Source organism: Patescibacteria group bacterium (assembly GCA_041659765.1).
Classification (GTDB): Bacteria; Patescibacteriota; Patescibacteriia; order UBA9934; family UBA9934; genus JAGORL01.
The window spans coordinates 181,524-200,639 of record JBAZXR010000001.1 but is presented as its reverse complement, the minus strand read 5'-3'; the positions used below and the strand labels follow the sequence as shown (position 1 = coordinate 200,639).

Genomic DNA, 19,116 nt, shown 5'->3' with positions numbered 1-19,116 from the left:
AAAGATCCTCAAGCATACCCTTATCGGCTTCACGGGTTTCTTAGTGCTCTTCTCTCTTCTCCTTTATCACGGTGCTTTCTCTTACGCTGCCGCTCTAAAAATTCCGGAACCCCGCGCTGTAAAAACCAGCACGGATCCAGCGCTCGCAGTACAGATAGAACCAGCCTTGGAAGTGGCTACAGAAAAAAATACCAAAAAATCTGACCGCATTATCATTCCGAGCATCGGAGTGAATGCGGCTATTGAGAAAGTGGCCCTGACGCCCCAAGGCGCCATGGACGTGCCAAAGAACCCTTTGAACGCGGCCTGGTACGAGCTCGGTCCACGTCCGGGTGAAATTGGTAGCGCTGTTATTGACGGCCATGTTAACTGGTTCAATGAATCCTCAGCCGTCTTCAAAAGACTGTATAAAGTAAAACCCGGACAAGAAGTTATCATTGAAGACGCAACCGGCGCCAAAGTAATTTTCATCGTTCGAGAAGTAAAAAAGTTTGACCCCGCTACCGATGCCGCATCTGTCTTTACTTCAAGTGACAGCCAAGCCCATTTAAATCTAATCACTTGCGGCGGGGTTTGGAACAAAATTACTAAACAGTATTCAGAAAGACTCGTTGTATTCACTGATAAAAAAATCTAGATCGAGTATGGCATCGTGGACCGCAGACGAACGTCGTCTTCTAGAAACATTGACGACTCCAGCAAAAATTCAAGACTTCGTAAACACACTGACGTACAGAGTATTAGGCGATAACGACACCTGCCTATCGCCACGCCGTGTACTCCAAGAACGAAACGCTCAGTGTATTGAGGGAGCTATGTTCGCAGCCGCCGCGCTCAGGGCTAATGGTTTTCCACCGCTCATTGTCGATCTCGAGTCCACCAAGAACGATTACGATCACGTGCTTGCCGTTTATCAGATTCATGGTCACTGGGGTGCTATTTCCAAAACAAATCACGGCGTTCTCCGGTATCGGGAGCCCGTGTATAGAACAATCCGCGAGCTCGTGATGAGTTATTTTCACGAGTACTTTTTGCAATCGACGAGAGCGAAAACGCTGCGAGCATTTTCGAAACCTATAGATCTCTCACGCTTCGACAAACAGGGCTGGGAGACGAGCGAGGAATCAATTTGGTATATCCCCGAGTATCTGCTCGAGATTCCTCACTCAGCCATTTTGAACAGAAATCAAATCGCCCGCCTCAGGAAAGCGGACGATATTGAAAAACGGATGGGCGAACTTGTAGACTGGCCCGAGTGATCCAGAGTGATTACGGCTGAACGTTCAAGGTGGCTGAACCGCGGCCGTCGCAGGTGATATTAAGTTTGCCAAGCTCGCTTGCGGTTACAATCTTGTAGCCGTATTTACCAATAGTGAACTTCTGCGACCCGACCACAAAGGCATGTGATACCGCGTCACGATTATCCATCATAAACTTAAGACCCTTTTTTATCGTAATAGAACCCGGCGAGCCAGAGCAGGTTGAAAACTGAAAACGGTACCCGCTCGCCTTATAGGACTCAACAATTTGATCGTACGTTTGAACCGCTGGTGTGATCGTAGCTGGTTTCTTAGCGGGCGTGGGTTTGGTTGGAACTGGCTCGACCGGAGCTGCAGCCGGAACTTCAGTTGGAACTTCTGAAACCGTTGAAGGAATTTGCGCGGCGGGAACGGAGACCGGCTTCTTACTGAGAACTGACACCAAAAGACCAATAACCACCACTCCTCCGAGCACACTCCCTAGAACGATAATCTGTTGCTGTTTTGACAACATAAAATGCAAGAAATAAGTATTTTACTAAGCGTAGCACAAGTTTGCCGAGCGTGATACGCTACAAATATATGAAAGATATTCCCGTGAAAAAGATCATCTTAATAGTTCTGGCTATTTTAGGGGCATTTTTTGTACTCCTCGTGCTCAGCCTAGTGCTCATACTGGCCATTTATAAGCCCTTCGGTATCGGCATTCAAGATCTCCCCTCCGCCATCATCAAATCACAAACCGGTTCCGCCGTCAGTACATACGATCATCCCCTCTTAACCACCGAACAAGAAAAAACCCTGGAGTCCCTAGGTGTAAACACTAAAACGTTGCCTACCTCCATCACTGCCGCTCAGCTTGCTTGCTTCACGACCAAACTTGGAGCAGCCCGCGTCCAAGAAATTGAGAATGGCTCAGCTATTGGCCCGAGCGATTATCTAAAGGCTAGAAGCTGTATTCAATAGATTTATTTATGACTTGCCCTACCTGCGATCGCTCAATGAAAGATCTTAGTACCAGTGTCACCACATCAAATAGCGGGAAAAAATATAAGGCCATTCAGTGGCGCTGTTTACATTGTGACATCTGGGCCTACATTGAAGTTCCAAAAGAAGACTAACACTAGACGAGCAAGCACACCTCATCACAGCTCACCAGTGTCCCGTCGTCTTCTCCAAGCAAGGCTTTTGTAATATTCCCGGGTTCCGACAAGCTAAAAACGAGGATCGGTAATTTTCGATCTCTGCTTAAGGCGAGAGCGGTTGAGTCCATCACGTTCAATTGCCTGTTGATCGCCTCATCGAAGGATAATCGAGTAAAGCGCCGAGCATCCGGATGATGCTTTGGGTCTTTTTCAAAGACGCCGTTCACATTGGTCGCCTTCATAACAATATCTGCTTTGATCTCGGCACCTCGGAGGACCGCCGCCGTGTCAGTCGTAAAGTGCGGGTTGCCAGTCCCGGCGCCAAAAATAACAACGCGCCCCTTTTCTAGGTGGCGCTCGGCTCTACGTTGAATGTACGGTTCGGCAATGCGGTGCATTTCGATGGCGGACATCACTCGGGTCTTTACGCCGAGGTTCTCGAGCGCGCTTTGTAAGGCGAGCGCGTTCAGCATGGTCGCGAGCATCCCCATGTGATCCCCTGTTTCTTTGGGAATCTTTAGCTCGTCAGCTGTCCTACCTCTAAAGATATTCCCTCCACCGACAACTACCGCGACCTCGACGCCCCTCTCGGCCGCCTCCTTAATCTCGGACGCAAAACGCTCGAGCCGATCAGGATGAATGATGCCTTTTTCTCCCCCGCCAAGAGCTTCCCCGGAAAGTTTCAACAGTACCCGTTTGTATTTCAAACTACCCATTTGGTCAGACATATTTTGCTCTCCGTTATACGGATGAAGGCGTCACTCGTCAATGCTGGCCTTGGATAAGGGACGCAGAATGTTTTCGAAAAAATTGTTAGGAGGTAATCCGACTCCAATTTTTACGAAGACATTCGGAGTCCCAAAAAAAACGGCGAACATTCGTAGTCACAAACCCGATGAAATAATCCCCCGGTCAAGGTGTAGTACAGGGTGAGCGCTCAGCTCTTATCATTCACCTTTTGTTCTATGACCTCCATGCAAAAAGCATTCATCGCAGCCGTGGCTACCGCTACTATTGGCGCAGGATCGGTTGGTATCGGTACTGCCTTTGCCGCAGAAACCCCCGCCCACCCACGAGCCGATAGCCTGGTGCAGGCCATCGCTACAAAATTCAATCTAAGCAAAGACGAAGTGCAGAAAGTTTTTGATGAACAGCGTGCTCTAGGCCAAGCCGAACATCGGGCCGGGTTTGAAAGTCACGCCGCAGATAAACTTGCAAAGGCTGTGACAGACGGAAAAATTACCCAAGCGCAAGCCGACTTGATCACCGCAAAATTCAAGGAGCTACAAACCAACAAACCAAACCTACAAGGCAAAACTCCCCAAGAAATAGAGAAGATCATGAAGACGCACATGGACGAGATTAAAACCTGGATGAAAGACAATGACATCCCTACCAATCTCCTCCCCGGCTTCGGCCGGCCCATGATGGGTGGGATTCATAAAGTTGGAGCGCGACACATGGGCATGCCAAACAGATAGTCTAACTAAACCCAAACATCCGGTCATCCGGATGTTTGTTATTGAGGGGAAAGTTAACTTCACAGCTCAGTCCCGCTCGTGTACGCTGGCCGTCAATATGCAAGCCTACAAATGGTTCGTGGCGTTCATTATGCTCGTGAGCTTGGGAGTCGGTGGTTTCTCGCTGGCCGTTGGCGCGGCTACTGCCCCACTGTCTGTACCAAACGAACCGGCCACGCTCCATGTTGAAGCCGGACGCGTCGAGCTCAAACAGATAAACACCGAAACGTGGATCGAGGCCACGGAAGGCGCCGTCATTATCCCAGGTGACTCGCTCAAAACCGATAGCACCGGAGAAGCAAGCATCAATCTCTTTGATCAAGGTGAAATCAGGCTAGACCACGATACAGAAATAACGCTCACTGACGCCGTGTGGAACGCGAATACCCCGGATGTCTTCTTAGGCAGTGTTTTTCTCTCTACGGGCAAACTATGGTCCAGGCTTTTCGACTTCGTCTCTCCTGACTCCGGCTTCAACGTACGGACCGAGTCAACCGTGGCCACCGTTCGCGGTACGGTCTTTTCGGTCAGCGCACTCCCGGATGGTGGAGCGTGGGTGTACGTTGACGACCACACGGTCAACATCAAAACCCCGACGGACTCACAGTCCATCAGGAGCGGACAGCACGCCCAAATAGCCAAAGATGCTGGCCGGTTCGCCATTACGCGGAAAGATATTCCCGATGACAAGTTTGTTGATTGGATTTCCAAAAACCGCCAACGCGATGTTGATTTTGACGCCCGCATCCGCGCCAAGTGGCACAAGAAGCTGTCTCAGCTCATGACCTTCACTCGGATTGCCGAACCGCTTAGGCTCGCGGCTGCGTTTGACGGCCAAAAGAAAGAAGCGCTCAAGAAACGATTTGGTCTGCGCACTAAACTCCTCACACGTCTTGAAAGTGTGCGCCATAACGATCTCCCAACAGCTCCAGCAACTATCAAACCGGAAATCACTACAACCACTTCAGTGGAGTCAATCATAATCCAAGGCTTGCCCGGCGAATCACAAACGTATCCGCTAAATACTGAACCGATCGTCACCGAGCCCAAAGTTATTGTCCCACGGCTCTACTAAACTGTGAAAACGTCCGTCCGCCGCCAGCTCTTTGTTGCACTCTTCGGACTTGTTTGCGTTTTAACGCTCGGACTTTTGGATTCGGCCAACTATTTCGCAGTGGCCGACAGCCGGCTTACCGACAGGCTCATCGTTTCTCATCCGGAAACAACAGGCATTGTTATCGTGGCCATTGATAATAAAAGTATTCAGGAGTTTGGCGTGTGGCCATGGCCAAGAAGTATTCATGCGCAACTTATTGATTTCTTACGACAAACAGCAGCCCGCAACGTCGGGTATGACGTAACCTTTTCAGAAACCAGTGCGCCAGATGAGGATGTAAAACTCGCCCAGGCCATAAAAGCTGCAAAAAAGATTATCCTGGCTTCAGAACCCGGGCTCAATCCCCTTCCACTCTTTGAACCGGAAGGAACAGGCTTAACCACACTCATTACTGATCCTGACGGCGTGGTGCGGAGCGCTATCATCAAAGGGAGCCTCACAGAATCAGTCGCCGAATGGATTCCGGCAAGCGGTGTGCCTACACGGATTCCGTACATCGGCCCGGCCGGCTCCTTTCAACAGGTTTCATTCGCTGACGTTGTCAGTGGCAAAGTACCAGCAGCGTTCTTCAAACAAAAATTTGTACTGGTAGGCGCCACCGCCCCGGATCTTCATGACATTGTCCTTACGCCGAAAGGTCTCATGCCAGGCGTAGAGGTTCAGGCAAACATCCTGAACGCTTTTTCTGAAGGACGGTCTTTGCGTACGCCATCTCTGCACGAGCGCGCACTGCTTCTTCTGGCTCTCGCGCTCATCGTCGTCCTCGCATCAATCATACTCAGACTCAGATATCTGGCCGTCTTCATTCTCGCACTGCTCATTGCCTATTTACTCCTCGTCGTCGGGCTCGCTACCACTGACCTTCTTCTACCCATTCTTGCGCCCACTTTGCTCATTACGCTCATTGGTGGCGTTGACCTCGCTTCCCGCTATCTCGCCGAACAGAACCAGCGCCGCTTCATCCATGCAGCCTTCGCCCACTACCTCGCTCCGGCAGTTATCGAGAAGCTCGTGAAGGGCGAAACCAAGCTTGAACTTGGCGGGGTGAAACGCGAGCTCACCATTTTGTTCTCAGACATCCGCGGCTTTACATCGCTATCAGAAAAGATGAAACCTGAAGAGCTCGTCCCGTTTCTGAACGAGTATCTCACCGCCATGACGGACATCGTTCTTTCGTCTGAGGGCGTTGTCGACAAATACATTGGCGACGCAATCATGGCGTTTTGGGGAGCGCCGATCACCCAAGAAGATCATGCCGTCCGCGCGGCCATGACCGCAGTAAAAATGAAACGCAAGCTCGTAGAGCTGCAGGAGGGGTGGTCAAAATCTGGGAAGCCGAGAATCGACATCGGCGTAGGCCTCAACACCGGTGAGGTGTTGGTAGGCAACATGGGCTCCAAGCAACGGTTCGACTACACCGTCATTGGTGACGACGTGAACCTAGCCTCTCGACTCGAAGGGCTCACCAAGCAGTATGGAGCCACCATTCTCATTAGCGAATCGACTCGAAAGAAACTTGGCGAGGCATTCGTCGTTCGTGAACTGGACCTCGTGGCCGTGAAGGGACGAACCAAGCCAGTATGCGTCTATGAACTTGTCGAGGAATCCGCTCAAGTAGACCAGCTCGCGAAGAACGACATCGAAAACTTTGAAATAGCGCTCAGCCTCTATCGTGAACAGCGATGGGATGAATCAGCGGGCATTTTCGAGTCTCTCGCGAAGACTGATAAGCCGTCAGCGGTCTTTCTTGAGCGCACGAAATATCTCAAAGCACACCCGCCGGGAGATTCATGGGACGGCTCTTACACCGCCAAAGAAAAATAATATGAAAAAAGGTCTTCTCGTAGTCTTCCTCATCATCCTATTGCCGAGCGTCCTCTGGCTTCGCGTCAATCCACTAGTGTTTTCGAGCGCTACCGGCTTCTCCTTTTCGCTCGGCCAGTATTTTGCCATCCTTGGCTTCACGCTGTTTACCCTCGCCCTCTTGTTGTCGATGCGTCTGCCAGTCTTCGAAAAAATATTCGGCAACCTAGCCATGTCATACCGGTTTCACCAATGGTGCGGCACGATCGCGACCGTCCTCCTAGTCCTCCATCCCGCTCTCCTCTTTGGTCCGACGCTCATCGCCTCGCCTGAAAACTTCTTGCCCTTCCTGAACGCCTATAACCTGATTTTCAAGGCGTTTGGTTTTCTTGCCCTGCTGACACTCGTCATCGTCATGATCGCCACCTTCTTTGTCTCGCTTCCCTATCACGTCTGGAAAAGAATTCACCGCTTCATGGGACTAGCCTTCCTACTTGGCGCGCTACACGGTTTTTTCATCGACGGGTCAATCGCGTTCACCCCAACTGTTCGCATTATCGTAGGGATCTTCGGACTGCTGGGTATTGGCGCTATTTACTACCGCATTCTCTTCAGGAAATATTTTGTCCGCAAAACACCGTTTACCCTGGAGCGACTCGAGACACTCGGAACGGTCGTCAAACTCACGCTCAAACCAATTAAGAAAAATCTGTCTTTCCGCGCCGGTCAGTTTGCCTATCTCACCATCCATGACCCGAGTATCGTAGATGAGCATCCATTTTCGATTGTCTCAAAAGAAGGTTCGGGCGATGAATTAGTTTTTATGGCCAAGATGCTTGGCGACGACACAAACAAATTCGAAAACCTGAAACCTGGAACCCATGTGGACGTAGAGGGTCCTTTCGGCAATTTTTCCTATGCACTCGGAGGCAAACGACAGCTGTGGATTGGCGGTGGCATAGGCATTACGCCGTTTCTTTCCCTTGCCTCATCTCTTCCGCTGGGTTATTCGGTCGATCTTTACTACTCGATCAAAACTGCCGGCGAAGAAGTTGGCCAAACACTGCTTAATGAAGCTGTCAAAAACTATCCCGGCCTTAAGGTTCATATCTGGATTACCGCGGACAAAGGCTACTGCACCGTTGACGCTCTCATAAAAGACGGCCTCGATCTCATAAACACTGACGATGTCCTAATATGCGGCCCCGCCCCCATGATGCAGGCACTTGAGACAGATTTCAGTAAGCACGGGGTCAAACCTGGGCGCATTCATACGGAACGGTTCGCTACCCGGACTCTTCTTCCACCCAAATAACCAAAAGTGGCTAAAGCCTGCTATAATCTGGACATACTCTTTTATTTTTGACCTTGTCTATGCCAATAGCCACGTCACTTCGCCGGTCTTCAACCCGCTTATTCGCGTTCGTCGCGATAGCGCTCGTTTGTTCGTCAATCGCTTCAACACTGCTCATGAAGACGCCGATAGCTCACGCGGCGGTGGACGGAGCAACCTCAAGTGCAGTTACTCTGCTTGATACAAACGCCAACGGAAAAATCGACCGCATTACCTTTAGCATTTTAAACACTTCGCTCGATACCTGGGTCCTCCAGGGCGCGTCACCCTACGGACTATCAGTCACGGACGATGGGTTGGATGTAGCTCTCGCCTCGGTCTCAATCACCTCGGCAGCCGCCGCTAATCCGGTCACCATTCAAGTAAACTTAAACGAGGGAGACGCAGATCTGGATATTGATACTTCCGCTTCCGCGGTCGAACTTATTTACACGGCCGTTACTTTTGGTACTTGTACGCTCGGGGCCACGCCTTCAATTTGTGACTCCGATGAAGAATTAAACGCCATTGCTACCGGGGACGGCGCTGGTGCAGTAAACACAGAAGCGGATGGTGCAGCTCCGGTGATATATGCCGGAGAATACCGCGATGCGGATGTTACTCCAGATGGGAAAATAGATGCCCTCATGGTGGTGTTCTCGGAAACCGTAACGGCCGCCAGCGTTCTTGCTAACAATGATCTTCTTCTGACAAGTGTCGGAGATTTCACCAGTGCAGCTTTTGGTGCGGACGCCACAGACCTCATCACTGGTAGCGTGGCTTTCAAAGTAATCACTCTCGGTACAGAGTCTACAGTGGTAGATACTAATAACGGAGGCGCAGCTATAGCCGTTAGCACACAGAATGCCTTTTCACTCACGGACGGCACAAACACGAATACTACCTTAGGAGCGCTTGGCATTACCTTTGCTGATGCCGCCGGTCCAAGCCTCAAAGACGCCGCCTACGAAGATAGTGATAATGACGGAAAAATTGATCAATTCACCTTCACCTTCTCTGAATCCATCACCGCTTCTAGCGTAATTACCGCTGCCAGCCTAAGCCTTACTGGCGTGGGCGATTTCACTAGTGCCGCCTTTGGTGCTGGGAGCACGGATCTAGCCACCGGCACAGTCTCATCTGTCAGCGTTCCGCTCGGTACTGAATCAACGGTAGTTGATACCGCGTCCACCTCACTCACCATTTCCTCGGCCGGTGCTTTTAACCTGGTTGATGCCGCCACCAATTCCACTGGTTACGTTGGCGCACAGGCCCAGCTCACCTTCACCGACTCTGCCAAACCAATCATCAAGACAGTGGAGGTTAGGGACACAAACACTAACGGTATGATCGACCGTATTGATTACATTTGGTCGGAAAACGTGGACACGGATGATGGCGCTGCCCCTGTAGCAGCCGACCTTCCGACTACACTTTTACCTGACGGTACAGCAGCCACCTTCGGTTCGGCCACTCTCTCTGATCCAGCCGGCGCCAGCGCCACGCTCCAAGTAACCGGCGTAACCGCGCAGGTAACCGTGAACACAGGCGCCGGTTCAACCGCCATCTCCGGCGATCTTTCGGCTAAATGGAAGGACGCGGCTACCGTGGCTAATGCCGCCCACATCACTGGCGCTACGGCCAATGAAACTATTTCAGACCTAGCCGCGCCAGTCGTGTCTACAGTCTCGCCAGCTAGCGCCGCCACCGGCGTCAGCCGTACCGCATCTATTGTAATCACTTTCTCAGAGGCCATGACCACGACGTTCAACGAGGCCACTCAATTTACCATCACCCCAAACCCAACTGGCACACAAAGTGCCGTCTTTTCTGCAGGCGACACAATTGTCACTATTGCCCTGCCGACATTAAGCTGTAACACGGCCTATACCGTAGCTACGGCGGAAGCCACAATCAGCGCGTCAGCTGGCTCCCCAACTACGCTTGTCACCACCGGTCCCTCAACCGGCGACTGGTCATTCACCACCACCACCAGCTGCACCACTGCGGGCGGTACCGGCAGCGGAACATCCACGCCTTTGACCCATTCCATTGCAGTCAATTCGCCCAATGGCGGGCAGGTCTACCACGCTGGAGACATAGTTTCGATTGTTTGGACAGGCTCTAACATCAATACTACAAATCTTTCCTACGCTACCTCAACCGGTGGAACGTACACCGCCATAGCTTCCAACTTGGCAGGCAGCGGCACGTACAACTGGACAGTTCCGGACCTTACTAGTTCAACCGTCTGGATAAAAGCTGAAGGCTATGACGGTAGCGTCTTCCTGGCCAGCGATACTTCTGACTCGACTCTAAGCATAGTTGGTACGACCACAGCTACGCCTACTCCGGTTCCGCCACAGAGTCAGCCGACCACCGGTACCGGCACCTCACCACTTACTGGCCTGCCAGAAGTGATCAACGTAGTCTCCGCTGGCGATGTCTTGCGCGGTGAGCACTACTCGACCGTCTACTACATTGATGCCAACCTATTGCGCCGACCATTCCAAGATTCTCAAACATACTTTACCCATTACTCATCCTGGGCAACGGTTCGGACGGTGACTGACGCCACCCTAAGCACGCTCACCATGGGCAAACCCATGTTGCCAAAGTCAGGCGTGGTCCTCGTGAAGATCGTGTCCGACCCGCGTGTCTACGCTCTAGAGACAAGCCTTGATGGCCTGCATGAAGTCTCACTCCGCTGGGTTCCGAGCGAAACAGTCGCCAACACGCTCTACGGCTCAACCTGGGCTGACTATGTGATAGATATCCCCTCCACCATCTACACGCACTTCGGTCACGGCTCAGATATGACTGGTTCTGACATCGTGAACCGCAACATCATGCAGACCCGCGCCTTCCTTAATCGATAGTCCATCTAAAACACGCCCCGGAAAAATCCTGGGCGTGTTTTATTTACTTGCTGGCTATAATTGGATACTCTGTATTTAGATGTCTGCTCGGTGCGTGATAACATTAATAATTAATCCTTAAGTCATTATGACTTCAAAAAATAATCGGGATTTGGCCACAATTATTGGCTACGCCGTTACCTGCTCACTCATCGGTGCGGCAGCGGGTCTAGCCATTGCCTTTGTTGTAACCTTGATCATCTCAATTGACCCAGTCCCCTACAATAACCTCTGGGAACACTGGCTTGGCCAAATGGGCATGGCCGCTATGATCTTCGGCGCCATCTTAGGAGCCATCTTCGGTGCACAGTTCGGCTTCCGCGCGACTAAGTAACTCCCTAAAACCAAAAGCACGAAGTCTTGATAAAATTTTTAGGAGGTAACCCGACTCAAATTTTAGCGAGACTTCGTGCTTTTGGTTTCTCACTCTACTTCTTCTTCATGGAACAGCAGCCGCACATGCCACTGCTTAGTTTCATCAGTCCGATCATGATCAAGCCAATCGGCCAAACCATGCTAACCGTGGCCGCCGTCAAAACACCAAGCGTTTGTAGCAAAAAGGCTACACCAACTATCACAATGATTAACGGAACCAACTTGTGATGTGGACAACCGCACATACCTCCGTCGTGCATAGAATAATGAAAAGAATTAACTATCAACAGTATACACGGACTTTATATACAAAAACCTCCTATTGCTAGGAGGTCTTTGGTGGGTAGAGCAGGATTCGAACCTACGAAGGATTGCTCCAGGAGATTTACAGTCTCCCCTCGTTGACCACTTGAGTATCTACCCAAATCAGCAATACTACCTATCAAAACTTTATGGAGCCGACAGTCGGGCTTGAACCGACGACCTACGGTTTACAAAACCGTTGCTCTACCAGCTGAGCTATGTCGGCCTAAAAGTGGCAAAATCGTATCACAGCCCTTTAAGCATTGCAATTGACTACCTGTGGGGTCCCTGTTACAATTTCCCTGCTTTTTACGCCGTTGTAGCTCAGTGGTAGAGCACTTCCTTGGTAAGGAAGAGGCCATGGGTTCAATCCCCATCAACGGCTCCAGATTGACAAGATTAGACAATTTCCTTACTATTCCCCCGATTTCACTGAACCCCATTTATGTCCCAAGACAACCTCATTAAGCTGGAGTGCACGGTCTGTAAGTCCTTGAACTACCGCTCCAAGAAGAACAAGAAAACGCTGAAGGATCGCCTTGAGCTTTTGAAGCACTGCAAGCCGTGTAAGAAGCACACGCCGCACAAAGAAACAAAGTAACGAACGCGTTACTTGAGAAGGATCGCGGAAAATTCCGCGATCTTTTGATTTTGTGGATTAACCTCCTTCAGACGTTCCAACGCTTCCTTAGCCTCTTCAAAATTGTCCGCCGTAATAGCAGCTGAAATAAAGAAATCTAAATACTTAGGGTTATTCGGGCTCAACTCCATCGCCCTCTTATAAGCCTCGTACGCGGCCTCAACCTTGCCCTCCAGTTCCGACACCTCGCCTAAGCTAGCATAGACACTCGCGTTCTTGGGCGAGAGCTTCAGTACATGCAATAACGTTTCGCGAGCGAGCGCATAGTCCTTTGTCTGCATATATACACGCCCCAAAAGCTCATACGCCTCAGCATACTTTGGGTTCAAGCTGATGAGCTCAATCAACCTCTTTTCTGCGTCATCTGTTCTCCCGGCACGAAAAGCAGCTTCAGATTCTTCAAACAGTTGGCGAACAGCATCTTCATTAACCGGTTTCCCGCCTTTCTGGAGCTTGGCATAAGAATCCTCAAGCGCCTTAAGCTGGCCGGCCACTGACCGCACAGCTCGTTGCATAAATACAAAAGGCGCAACCAACACATCGCGCGCGCTACTAATAGGAACTGCCGTAGCTCGTTCAAGGCGTTTCTTTAAAATATCACGCTTCAACTCCTTAGCTTTAGCATCTTTCGAGGCGGAAGGATCAATCACTAAAACACTCGGTGCCTTGCGCACTAAAAGGACGCCGAGAACGCCCACAGACAGCACGAACACCGAGATGAGAATAATGGTTAAGACCATATTTCAGGCGAGGCGGTTATGACCTCATGCGCAGCGTTAATAATACCGGTAATCTCCTGAACCTTCAGACTTGCTCCGCCTACAAGCAGTCCATCAATAACAGGTTCGCGCAGGTACGAATACGCGTTCTCGGCATTAGTTGAACCGCCATACAGCATTACAAGTGCATCAGCTGAAAAGCCTATCGCCGTCAACTCTGTTTTAAGCGCGGTCAGTTCGCGCACGGCGTCGGCGGGGGTAGCCGGGTTCCCGGTGCCGATTGCCCAAGTTGGCTCATAGGCTAAAAACAATTTTTTGCTCCGTGACGGCTTAACCAAACTCAACGATGATTTCAACTCCCCCATCTCGCTCACACAAAGAATCGGCGTCAAAGACGCTGATTCCCACACTGCGGCCATTTTTTTCGCAATCGTCTCCGGCCCTTCACCCAAAGCTCTGCTCTCCGAATGGCCAAGAATGACATACTTACATCCTACATCCTCAAGCTGGGCCACGCCCTCCTCCCCCGTAAAGGCGCCAGAACGCCCTGGACCCACGTTCTGCGCGCCAAGATGCATCCGCGTGCGCGCGAGCGTCTTATGCACCTCCGCCAGCGCCGTGGCGGACGGACACAAAATCACCTCGGGCACTATCTCCTTTCCCTGGAGCGCCAAAAGTGTTCCGCGTGCCAGTGCTACGGATTCCCTGATTCCGAGATTCATTTTCCAATTCGCTACAATGTATTTCATATGTACGGACGGGGCTAGCCCCGCCCCTACTTGATTCCAAACATCTTTAATACTTCCGCATCCGTCTTGTATGGACCAATGACCGCCAGTGACATCTTCGCGGGATTCAAATACTCCCGAGCCACGCGCTTAATATCGCCAGCCTTAACTGCGTTCACCCTATTCATACGAGCATCGAGCGTCTCAACCTTCCCCTCAAACAACTCCTGGCGGCCGAAGAATTCAGCCCGGGCGGAAGAATCTTCAAGCTGCAGTGTCAAAGCTCCGCGCCAGTGCTCTTTGGCATCTGACAGCTCTTTAGAAGTGACTCCGTCTTTAGCCATCTTCTTGAGCTCGGCAATGATTGTCTTAGCGGCCAAAGGCAGACGCTTAGCATCCAATCCGGCGCGCACCGAGAGCAAGCCTACGTCATCATACTGTTCGGCGTTCGCTCGCACCGTGTAACAGAGCCCGCGCTTCTCGCGCACCTGGATAAACAAACGTGAACTCATTGTACCGCCCAGAATAGTAGCTAGTACTTTAATAGCATAAGAGTCATCATGAGCTCGGCCCGGAATGGGGAACCCAAGCGCTACCTGAATCTGCTCCAGCGGCTTCTCCTGACGGCGAAGCACACTCGCCTGATGCTTGCCTGGCAGGTATACGTTTTCAAACATTGCCCGCTTGGCATGAGGTATTTTGCCAAAACCTGATTCGAGCAACTTCAAAATATCTTTTGGTACTTTTCCGGAAACAATCACGACCATATTCTCCGGCACGTAAAACTGATCGCGATATTTAATCACGTCATCACGCTTCATCTTAGTCATGGTCTCGCCAGTGCCAGCAATGTTTCGCCCTAGCACATGACCGTCAAACATGGCTTCCTCAAGCATGTCCTCAAGGTGCATGATTGGGTTTTCCTCATACATCTTAATCTCTTCCTGAATCACCTTCTTCTCTTTGGCCATTTCTTTGCCGTCGAATTTTGAATGAAACAGCATATCTTCCAAGAGATCAACTGCTACCGGCAAACGCTCAGCCGTAATTTTTACATAATAGGCCGTCAGGTCCTTGCCTGTATACGCATTAAACTCGGCGCCGTATTGGTCAAGCTCCCGCGTAATATCCATGGTCTCTGGACGCTTCTTTGTGCCCTTGAACATCAAGTGCTCAATGAAGTGGCTTCCGCCCCACACTTTCAAATCTTCATCTCGGGAACCAACTTTAAACATGACGAGAATTGTCGCCGCTTCCGTGCCGCCGTAAGGCGAAAGCACTACGCGCGCTCCGTTTTTGAGTTTGTGGGTGGTGAACATAATTAGCTCTTCAGGGCATTATCGAGGTAGGCCTCAAGTTCATCAAGTTTCACACGTTCCTGTTTCATGGAATCTCTTTCACGCACAGTCACGGCCTGGTCGTTGAGTGTTTCAAAGTCAACCGTCACACAGAATGGCGTGCCGATTTCGTCTTGGCGGCGATACCGCTTACCAATGGACTGCGTTTCGTCGTATTCGGTCCGGAATTTCTTGGCGAGTTTTTCAGCCAGGGGCTCAGCGATGCTCGACAGCTCGTCCTTCTTTGAAAGGGGCAACACCGCAACTTTAATTGGCGCCAAATGCTTCGGGAACTTTAGAACTACACGCTTCTCGCCTTCTACTTCTTCTTCTGAATACGCCGAAAGAAGCACCGCGAGCAATGTACGGTCCACGCCAAACGACGGCTCAATGACATGCGGAACGTATTTTTCGTTCGTCATTGGATCCGTGTAAATGATCTCTTTGCCAGATGCCTTCGCGTGATTCGTCAGATCGAAATCCGTGCGATACGCCAAACCGTAAAGCTCCTCAAGGCCGAACGGATAGTGATATTCAATATCCACCGTTCTCTTTGAATAGTGCGCCAGATCAGCCTTGTCGATCTCATGATCAACAACACTCGCAGGAGCGATACCACACTCAGTTACCCACTCGTGCATGAGCCCAAGCCACATCTCAAACGCCTTCTCCCAATTATCAGGGTGCACAAAATACTCAATCTCCATCTGTTCAAACTCGCGCTGGCGAAAAATAAAGTTTCCCGGCGTAATCTCGTTGCGGAAGGCTTTTCCGATCTGGCCGATGCCAAATGGAACGCGCTTTCTCGAAGCAGTAAGAACGAGCGGAAAATCGACAAAGATAGCCTGAGCAGTTTCCGGACGGAAATACACCGTAGCTGTTGCATCCTCTTTTGGACCAAGCCACGTTTTCATCATTAGGTTAAAGGTGGCTGGCTCCGTAAACGTGCCCTTTTTTCCACACTTCGCGCAGGGAGCGGCGAGGTCAATTTTATCGGCGCGATACCGTTCGTGACATTCTTTACACTCAACAAGCGGGTCGGTGAATGTCGCGACGTGGCCAGACGCTTCCCAAACTTTGGGATTCATCAAAAGCGCAGCATCGAGTCCGACCATATCGAGACGACCCGTAACAAACTTCTTCCACCAGGCCTGCTTTATGTTGTTCTTCAGTTCAACGCCAAGTGGACCGTAGTCCCAGGAGTTGGCTAGACCACCGTAAATGTCAGAGCCAGGAAAAATAAAACCACGAGTCTTACACAGCGTAACCAGTGTATCCATGGAAACAGACATAAATTGTTTGGCTAGATCGACATTACTTCTTTCTCCTTCTTCTCCCCCACGGCGTCAATCTTTTCAACGTATCCTTTCACCATCTTTTCCAGGGCTTCGAGTTCTTTGCGAACCACGTCCTGCCCGCCTTCCATGGCGGAAACTTTCTTTTTGGCTTCTTCGCGAACCTTGCGAATGTGTACGCGGGAGTCTTCAAGTTTTTCGTTCATCACCTTCACCATTTTCTTGCGCGTTTCTTCCGTCATCATCGGCATGTTCAAACGTACCATTTTTCCGTCCACGACCGGATTGATGCCGATGTCGGACTTGATAATCGCGGTTTCAATAGCCTTCAAAACAGAAGTGTCCCACGGCGTGATCTCAAGCGTCTTCGCGTCGGGTGTGGACATCGAAGCAACCGCTTTCACGGGCTGGAAAGTGCCGTATGCTTCAACCTGAATGTTCTCAACGAGTGCCGGGCTGGCTCGACCAGTACGGATAACCGATAATTCATCAATCAAATGATCAACAATTTTCTCAAACTCTGGCTTGTATTCGTCGAGTAGGGACATAGTGAGCTGAGTTTATGTGAAGAGGGCAAAACGGGCAAGTCGGGCAAAACGGGCATCCAACTACTTCTTCACTGGTGCCTGAACACCTAAGAGCATGGACGCGTCATTGTCGGTCGAAAATAGGAAGGCTGAGGCCATGCGTGAGGTTGGCAGATCGGTCGTGGTCCAAGCCTGTCCGCCGTTAACTGATCGATACAAAGTTGAGCTCGTACCGTAAACAATCACCTTGCCATTCTTTGGAGCTACACCCACGGCCGTAATCTTCACTTCGCCATGGGCGGTGACAAGAGTTAACGGTGTCCAAGTAGCCCCGGCATCAGCAGAAGTAAAAATTCCGTAGTCAGTATTCATGACCAAGGTTTTTCCATCTGTCGTCTCCGCAAAACCATGAATGTTTGAAGCCTTAGCAAATGATTTCAAATCTTTTTCCTGGTCTACCCAAGTAGCTCCGCTGTCCGTAGAGCGAGAAGCTCCTCGTCTAAGCGAAGCCACGAGCACCACCCGGCTGTCAGATCGGCTAACTTCAATGGCGCTGATGTCATCCTTAAGTTTAGTAGCGCTAGCCCAAGTTGCTCCAGCATCAGCTGACTTGTAGACGTCACCGGCGGTTGAGCCGAGCCAGACAATAGACGGGTTATACCAATCAAGGGCCAGAGCTGTCAGCTTCTGGTTGGCTCGGCCTTCCTGATAAATCTGCGCGTAGCTTCGGCCGCAAGTATCAGTTTTCATCAACCGATCAGACTTCAAGATATACCAGACGCAAGGACGCTGAGAATCAATTTCTATATCAAGGACAGCGCCGGTCTTAACCGCCTCGAACGCCTTATCTTCCGGCGGACGCTGCCAGCTCTTGCCGGCGTCGAAACTCATCAAAAGGCCATTCGCCAGAGTTCCAGCGTAGACCACGTTAGCGTTGCTTGGATCGCGGGTTAGTGAAGTGATGTCGGCTCCGGAAATAGAGCTAACACCGGTTGGGAGCGGCAAAGAATTCATCGCAATCCATGATCGGCCGCCGTCTGTGGTGCCGTACACGCCGCCAGCTCCGCTCGCTGGAGCCTTTGATCCCGCGCAACCAGCTCCGAGCAAGACGATCGACAAACCCGCAACCATGAGAAGTTTTTTCATAGAGAAAGCGCAATATGTTCAAGTGCTAAAGAGGTATTAGCATTCTTTTTTAATGATGACCTGGCGTCCAAGAGCGCGGACAGAGCGTCCGCCCGGCGTGGCAAATCCATCCGTAGCTCACGGGCAAGCGTTTCAAACCAAGCTTCACGTTCCCCGGAACTTTCTGCCTTGGCAAGTTTACCAACCTCAGCGATCTGCTGAGCCCGAGGCTTCTCTAGGAAGGCGCGAATTTTTGCCTCGGCATCTTTAACTGACTGAAACACCTCCATATCAAGCAAGGCTAGCGCTACTCCCGGCCGGCCAAGCGAACGCAAACAAATTTCCCGCGCCAGTTCTGGGGAAGTGCCACGTTCAGTCAATGCCAGCTCCACTGACTCCGAACGAACGCGAGCAAACGCGAGCGGCACCGAACGAGAACGAATAGTTGGTAGGATTTCTTCTATATCATCCGTGATCAAAATAATGATCGCGTGACCGGATGGTTCTTCCAGTGTTTTCAAAAGTGCATTCTGCGCCCCAATCCCCATGGCGTCAGCGTCGTCAATAATCGCCACTTTCGTTCCATGAATTGCAGCGAGTGACAACCGAGCCGTGAGTTCGCGAACGGATTCAATAGAAATATCTCTCTTTCTCCCGCCTTCCGTTTCTTCGACAGGCCGTGAGACCCGCATAAAATCCGGATGCGCCTGTACGGACGCAGCTTGTTGCGTCCCCAAAAGCGCACACGCGAAGCGTTCAGCAATAGCCGTCTTGCCTACGCCCCGCGGACCCGCGAAAATATAAGCATGCGCCGTACTCCCACGTTCGAGCGTTTTGCTCAAATACGAAAGCTGTAATTCGTGGCCAATGATGTCACCAAAAGCAGAATGCATAGTGGAAGGATTATATCATGGAGCATTTTATTGAATACTGGATTTTCCCACTTTTTTAACCTTTTTAACTTTCTTAGCT

General features: G+C 50.9%; 20 protein-coding genes and 3 tRNA genes. 11 read left to right on the top strand and 12 right to left on the bottom strand.

The window, feature by feature from the left end; genetic code table 11:
• Positions 1-43: 43 nt before the first annotated feature.
• Both WC813_01100 and WC813_01095 read left to right on the top strand, forming a co-directional pair.
• A complete protein-coding gene (locus tag WC813_01100) occupies positions 44-637 on the top strand; it encodes a class F sortase (protein MFA5946599.1) in 594 nt (197 codons plus the stop codon).
• A 7-nt stretch (positions 638-644) separates the two neighbouring features.
• Positions 645-1,259: a hypothetical protein gene (locus WC813_01095; protein ID MFA5946598.1), complete on the top strand. Its 615-nt coding sequence runs from the start codon at positions 645-647 to the stop codon at positions 1,257-1,259.
• Positions 1,260-1,269: 10 nt separating this feature from the next.
• Here WC813_01095 and WC813_01090 read toward each other — a convergent pair whose 3' ends face one another.
• Entirely contained in the window at positions 1,270-1,773 is a 504-nt protein-coding gene (locus WC813_01090) for a hypothetical protein (protein ID MFA5946597.1), read from the bottom strand.
• Positions 1,774-1,841: 68 nt separating this feature from the next.
• Between WC813_01090 and WC813_01085 the strand changes: the two genes are divergently transcribed.
• Positions 1,842-2,225: a hypothetical protein gene (locus tag WC813_01085; protein ID MFA5946596.1), complete on the top strand. Its 384-nt coding sequence runs from the start codon at positions 1,842-1,844 to the stop codon at positions 2,223-2,225.
• 157 nt (positions 2,226-2,382) lie between these two features.
• Here WC813_01085 and pyrH read toward each other — a convergent pair whose 3' ends face one another.
• On the bottom strand, positions 2,383-3,132 hold the full coding sequence (gene pyrH / locus WC813_01080) for a UMP kinase (GenBank protein MFA5946595.1): 750 nt from the start codon (positions 3,130-3,132) through the stop codon (positions 2,383-2,385).
• 237 nt (positions 3,133-3,369) lie between these two features.
• Between pyrH and WC813_01075 the strand changes: the two genes are divergently transcribed.
• The 6 genes from WC813_01075 (at position 3,370) to WC813_01050 (ending at position 11,429) form a co-directional block, all read left to right on the top strand.
• Positions 3,370-3,885, top strand: a complete 516-nt coding sequence (locus tag WC813_01075) for a hypothetical protein (protein ID MFA5946594.1) — start codon at positions 3,370-3,372, stop codon at positions 3,883-3,885.
• Positions 3,886-3,982: 97 nt separating this feature from the next.
• Positions 3,983-4,999: a FecR family protein gene (locus tag WC813_01070; GenBank protein ID MFA5946593.1), complete on the top strand. Its 1,017-nt coding sequence runs from the start codon at positions 3,983-3,985 to the stop codon at positions 4,997-4,999.
• Positions 5,000-5,002: 3 nt separating this feature from the next.
• The gene (locus WC813_01065) at positions 5,003-6,865 is read left to right on the top strand and encodes an adenylate/guanylate cyclase domain-containing protein (GenBank protein ID MFA5946592.1); all 1,863 of its coding nucleotides are present in this window, start codon (positions 5,003-5,005) and stop codon (positions 6,863-6,865) included.
• A 1-nt stretch (position 6,866) separates the two neighbouring features.
• The gene (locus WC813_01060; GenBank protein ID MFA5946591.1) at positions 6,867-8,159 is read left to right on the top strand and encodes a ferric reductase-like transmembrane domain-containing protein; all 1,293 of its coding nucleotides are present in this window, start codon (positions 6,867-6,869) and stop codon (positions 8,157-8,159) included.
• Positions 8,160-8,218: 59 nt separating this feature from the next.
• Positions 8,219-11,056, top strand: coding sequence for an Ig-like domain-containing protein (locus tag WC813_01055; GenBank protein ID MFA5946590.1), 2,838 nt, complete (start codon positions 8,219-8,221; stop codon positions 11,054-11,056).
• A 127-nt stretch (positions 11,057-11,183) separates the two neighbouring features.
• Positions 11,184-11,429, top strand: coding sequence for a hypothetical protein (locus tag WC813_01050; GenBank protein MFA5946589.1), 246 nt, complete (start codon positions 11,184-11,186; stop codon positions 11,427-11,429).
• A gap of 94 nt (positions 11,430-11,523) precedes the next feature.
• Here WC813_01050 and WC813_01045 read toward each other — a convergent pair whose 3' ends face one another.
• The 3 genes from WC813_01045 to WC813_01035 all read right to left on the bottom strand — a co-directional run bounded on the left by WC813_01045 (position 11,524) and on the right by WC813_01035 (position 11,999).
• Positions 11,524-11,730 (bottom strand): DUF5668 domain-containing protein, encoded by a 207-nt coding sequence (locus WC813_01045; protein MFA5946588.1) that lies wholly within the window; start codon positions 11,728-11,730, stop codon positions 11,524-11,526.
• 77 nt (positions 11,731-11,807) lie between these two features.
• Positions 11,808-11,893 (bottom strand) — tRNA-Tyr (locus tag WC813_01040).
• Between the two features lie 30 nt (positions 11,894-11,923).
• Positions 11,924-11,999, bottom strand: a tRNA-Thr gene (locus WC813_01035).
• Between the two features lie 87 nt (positions 12,000-12,086).
• Here WC813_01035 and WC813_01030 point away from each other — a divergent pair.
• Positions 12,087-12,161: transfer RNA gene (locus WC813_01030), tRNA-Thr, on the top strand.
• Positions 12,162-12,218: 57 nt separating this feature from the next.
• A complete protein-coding gene (gene rpmG / locus WC813_01025) occupies positions 12,219-12,374 on the top strand; it encodes a 50S ribosomal protein L33 (protein ID MFA5946587.1) in 156 nt (51 codons plus the stop codon).
• An 8-nt stretch (positions 12,375-12,382) separates the two neighbouring features.
• On the opposite strand, the gene WC813_01020 is transcribed toward rpmG, so the two are convergent.
• From WC813_01020 to WC813_00990, 7 genes are read right to left on the bottom strand one after another with little or no spacing between them, the layout of a single operon-like run.
• Positions 12,383-13,153, bottom strand: coding sequence for a tetratricopeptide repeat protein (locus tag WC813_01020; protein ID MFA5946586.1), 771 nt, complete (start codon positions 13,151-13,153; stop codon positions 12,383-12,385).
• Positions 13,144-13,881 carry a triose-phosphate isomerase gene (locus WC813_01015; GenBank protein MFA5946585.1) on the bottom strand — a complete coding sequence of 246 codons (738 nt, stop codon included), beginning with the start codon at positions 13,879-13,881 and terminating at the stop codon, positions 13,144-13,146. The genes WC813_01020 and WC813_01015 overlap by 10 nt, the downstream gene beginning before the upstream one ends.
• A 26-nt stretch (positions 13,882-13,907) precedes the next feature.
• Entirely contained in the window at positions 13,908-15,179 is a 1,272-nt protein-coding gene (locus WC813_01010; GenBank protein MFA5946584.1) for a pitrilysin family protein, read from the bottom strand.
• Positions 15,180-15,181: 2 nt separating this feature from the next.
• Positions 15,182-16,489: a glycine--tRNA ligase gene (locus tag WC813_01005; GenBank protein MFA5946583.1), complete on the bottom strand. Its 1,308-nt coding sequence runs from the start codon at positions 16,487-16,489 to the stop codon at positions 15,182-15,184.
• An 11-nt stretch (positions 16,490-16,500) separates the two neighbouring features.
• Positions 16,501-17,040 (bottom strand): ribosome recycling factor, encoded by a 540-nt coding sequence (gene frr / locus WC813_01000; GenBank protein MFA5946582.1) that lies wholly within the window; start codon positions 17,038-17,040, stop codon positions 16,501-16,503.
• A gap of 60 nt (positions 17,041-17,100) precedes the next feature.
• Positions 17,101-18,165, bottom strand: coding sequence for a hypothetical protein (locus WC813_00995; protein MFA5946581.1), 1,065 nt, complete (start codon positions 18,163-18,165; stop codon positions 17,101-17,103).
• The gene (locus WC813_00990; GenBank protein ID MFA5946580.1) at positions 18,162-19,037 is read right to left on the bottom strand and encodes an AAA family ATPase; all 876 of its coding nucleotides are present in this window, start codon (positions 19,035-19,037) and stop codon (positions 18,162-18,164) included. Before WC813_00990 ends, WC813_00995 begins: the two co-directional genes overlap by 4 nt.
• Positions 19,038-19,116 lie beyond the last annotated feature (79 nt).

Excerpts from the sequence above, each read along its gene's own strand:
- WC813_01095 (MFA5946598.1), top strand. The coding sequence starts at position 645 with ATGGCATCGTGGACCGCAGACGAACGTCGTCTTCTAGAAACATTGACG.
- WC813_01090 (MFA5946597.1), bottom strand. The coding sequence starts at position 1,773 with ATGTTGTCAAAACAGCAACAGATTATCGTTCTAGGGAGTGTGCTCGGA.
- WC813_01085 (MFA5946596.1), top strand. The coding sequence starts at position 1,842 with ATGAAAGATATTCCCGTGAAAAAGATCATCTTAATAGTTCTGGCTATT.
- pyrH (MFA5946595.1), bottom strand. The coding sequence starts at position 3,132 with ATGTCTGACCAAATGGGTAGTTTGAAATACAAACGGGTACTGTTGAAA.
- WC813_01075 (MFA5946594.1), top strand. The coding sequence starts at position 3,370 with ATGACCTCCATGCAAAAAGCATTCATCGCAGCCGTGGCTACCGCTACT.
- WC813_01070 (MFA5946593.1), top strand. The coding sequence starts at position 3,983 with ATGCAAGCCTACAAATGGTTCGTGGCGTTCATTATGCTCGTGAGCTTG.
- WC813_01060 (MFA5946591.1), top strand. The coding sequence starts at position 6,867 with ATGAAAAAAGGTCTTCTCGTAGTCTTCCTCATCATCCTATTGCCGAGC.
- WC813_01055 (MFA5946590.1), top strand. The coding sequence starts at position 8,219 with ATGCCAATAGCCACGTCACTTCGCCGGTCTTCAACCCGCTTATTCGCG.
- WC813_01050 (MFA5946589.1), top strand. The coding sequence starts at position 11,184 with ATGACTTCAAAAAATAATCGGGATTTGGCCACAATTATTGGCTACGCC.
- WC813_01045 (MFA5946588.1), bottom strand. The coding sequence starts at position 11,730 with ATGCACGACGGAGGTATGTGCGGTTGTCCACATCACAAGTTGGTTCCG.
- rpmG (MFA5946587.1), top strand. The coding sequence starts at position 12,219 with ATGTCCCAAGACAACCTCATTAAGCTGGAGTGCACGGTCTGTAAGTCC.
- WC813_01020 (MFA5946586.1), bottom strand. The coding sequence starts at position 13,153 with ATGGTCTTAACCATTATTCTCATCTCGGTGTTCGTGCTGTCTGTGGGC.
- WC813_01015 (MFA5946585.1), bottom strand. The coding sequence starts at position 13,881 with ATGAAATACATTGTAGCGAATTGGAAAATGAATCTCGGAATCAGGGAA.
- WC813_01010 (MFA5946584.1), bottom strand. The coding sequence starts at position 15,179 with ATGTTCACCACCCACAAACTCAAAAACGGAGCGCGCGTAGTGCTTTCG.
- WC813_01005 (MFA5946583.1), bottom strand. The coding sequence starts at position 16,489 with ATGTCTGTTTCCATGGATACACTGGTTACGCTGTGTAAGACTCGTGGT.
- frr (MFA5946582.1), bottom strand. The coding sequence starts at position 17,040 with ATGTCCCTACTCGACGAATACAAGCCAGAGTTTGAGAAAATTGTTGAT.
- WC813_00995 (MFA5946581.1), bottom strand. The coding sequence starts at position 18,165 with ATGAAAAAACTTCTCATGGTTGCGGGTTTGTCGATCGTCTTGCTCGGA.
- WC813_00990 (MFA5946580.1), bottom strand. The coding sequence starts at position 19,037 with ATGCATTCTGCTTTTGGTGACATCATTGGCCACGAATTACAGCTTTCG.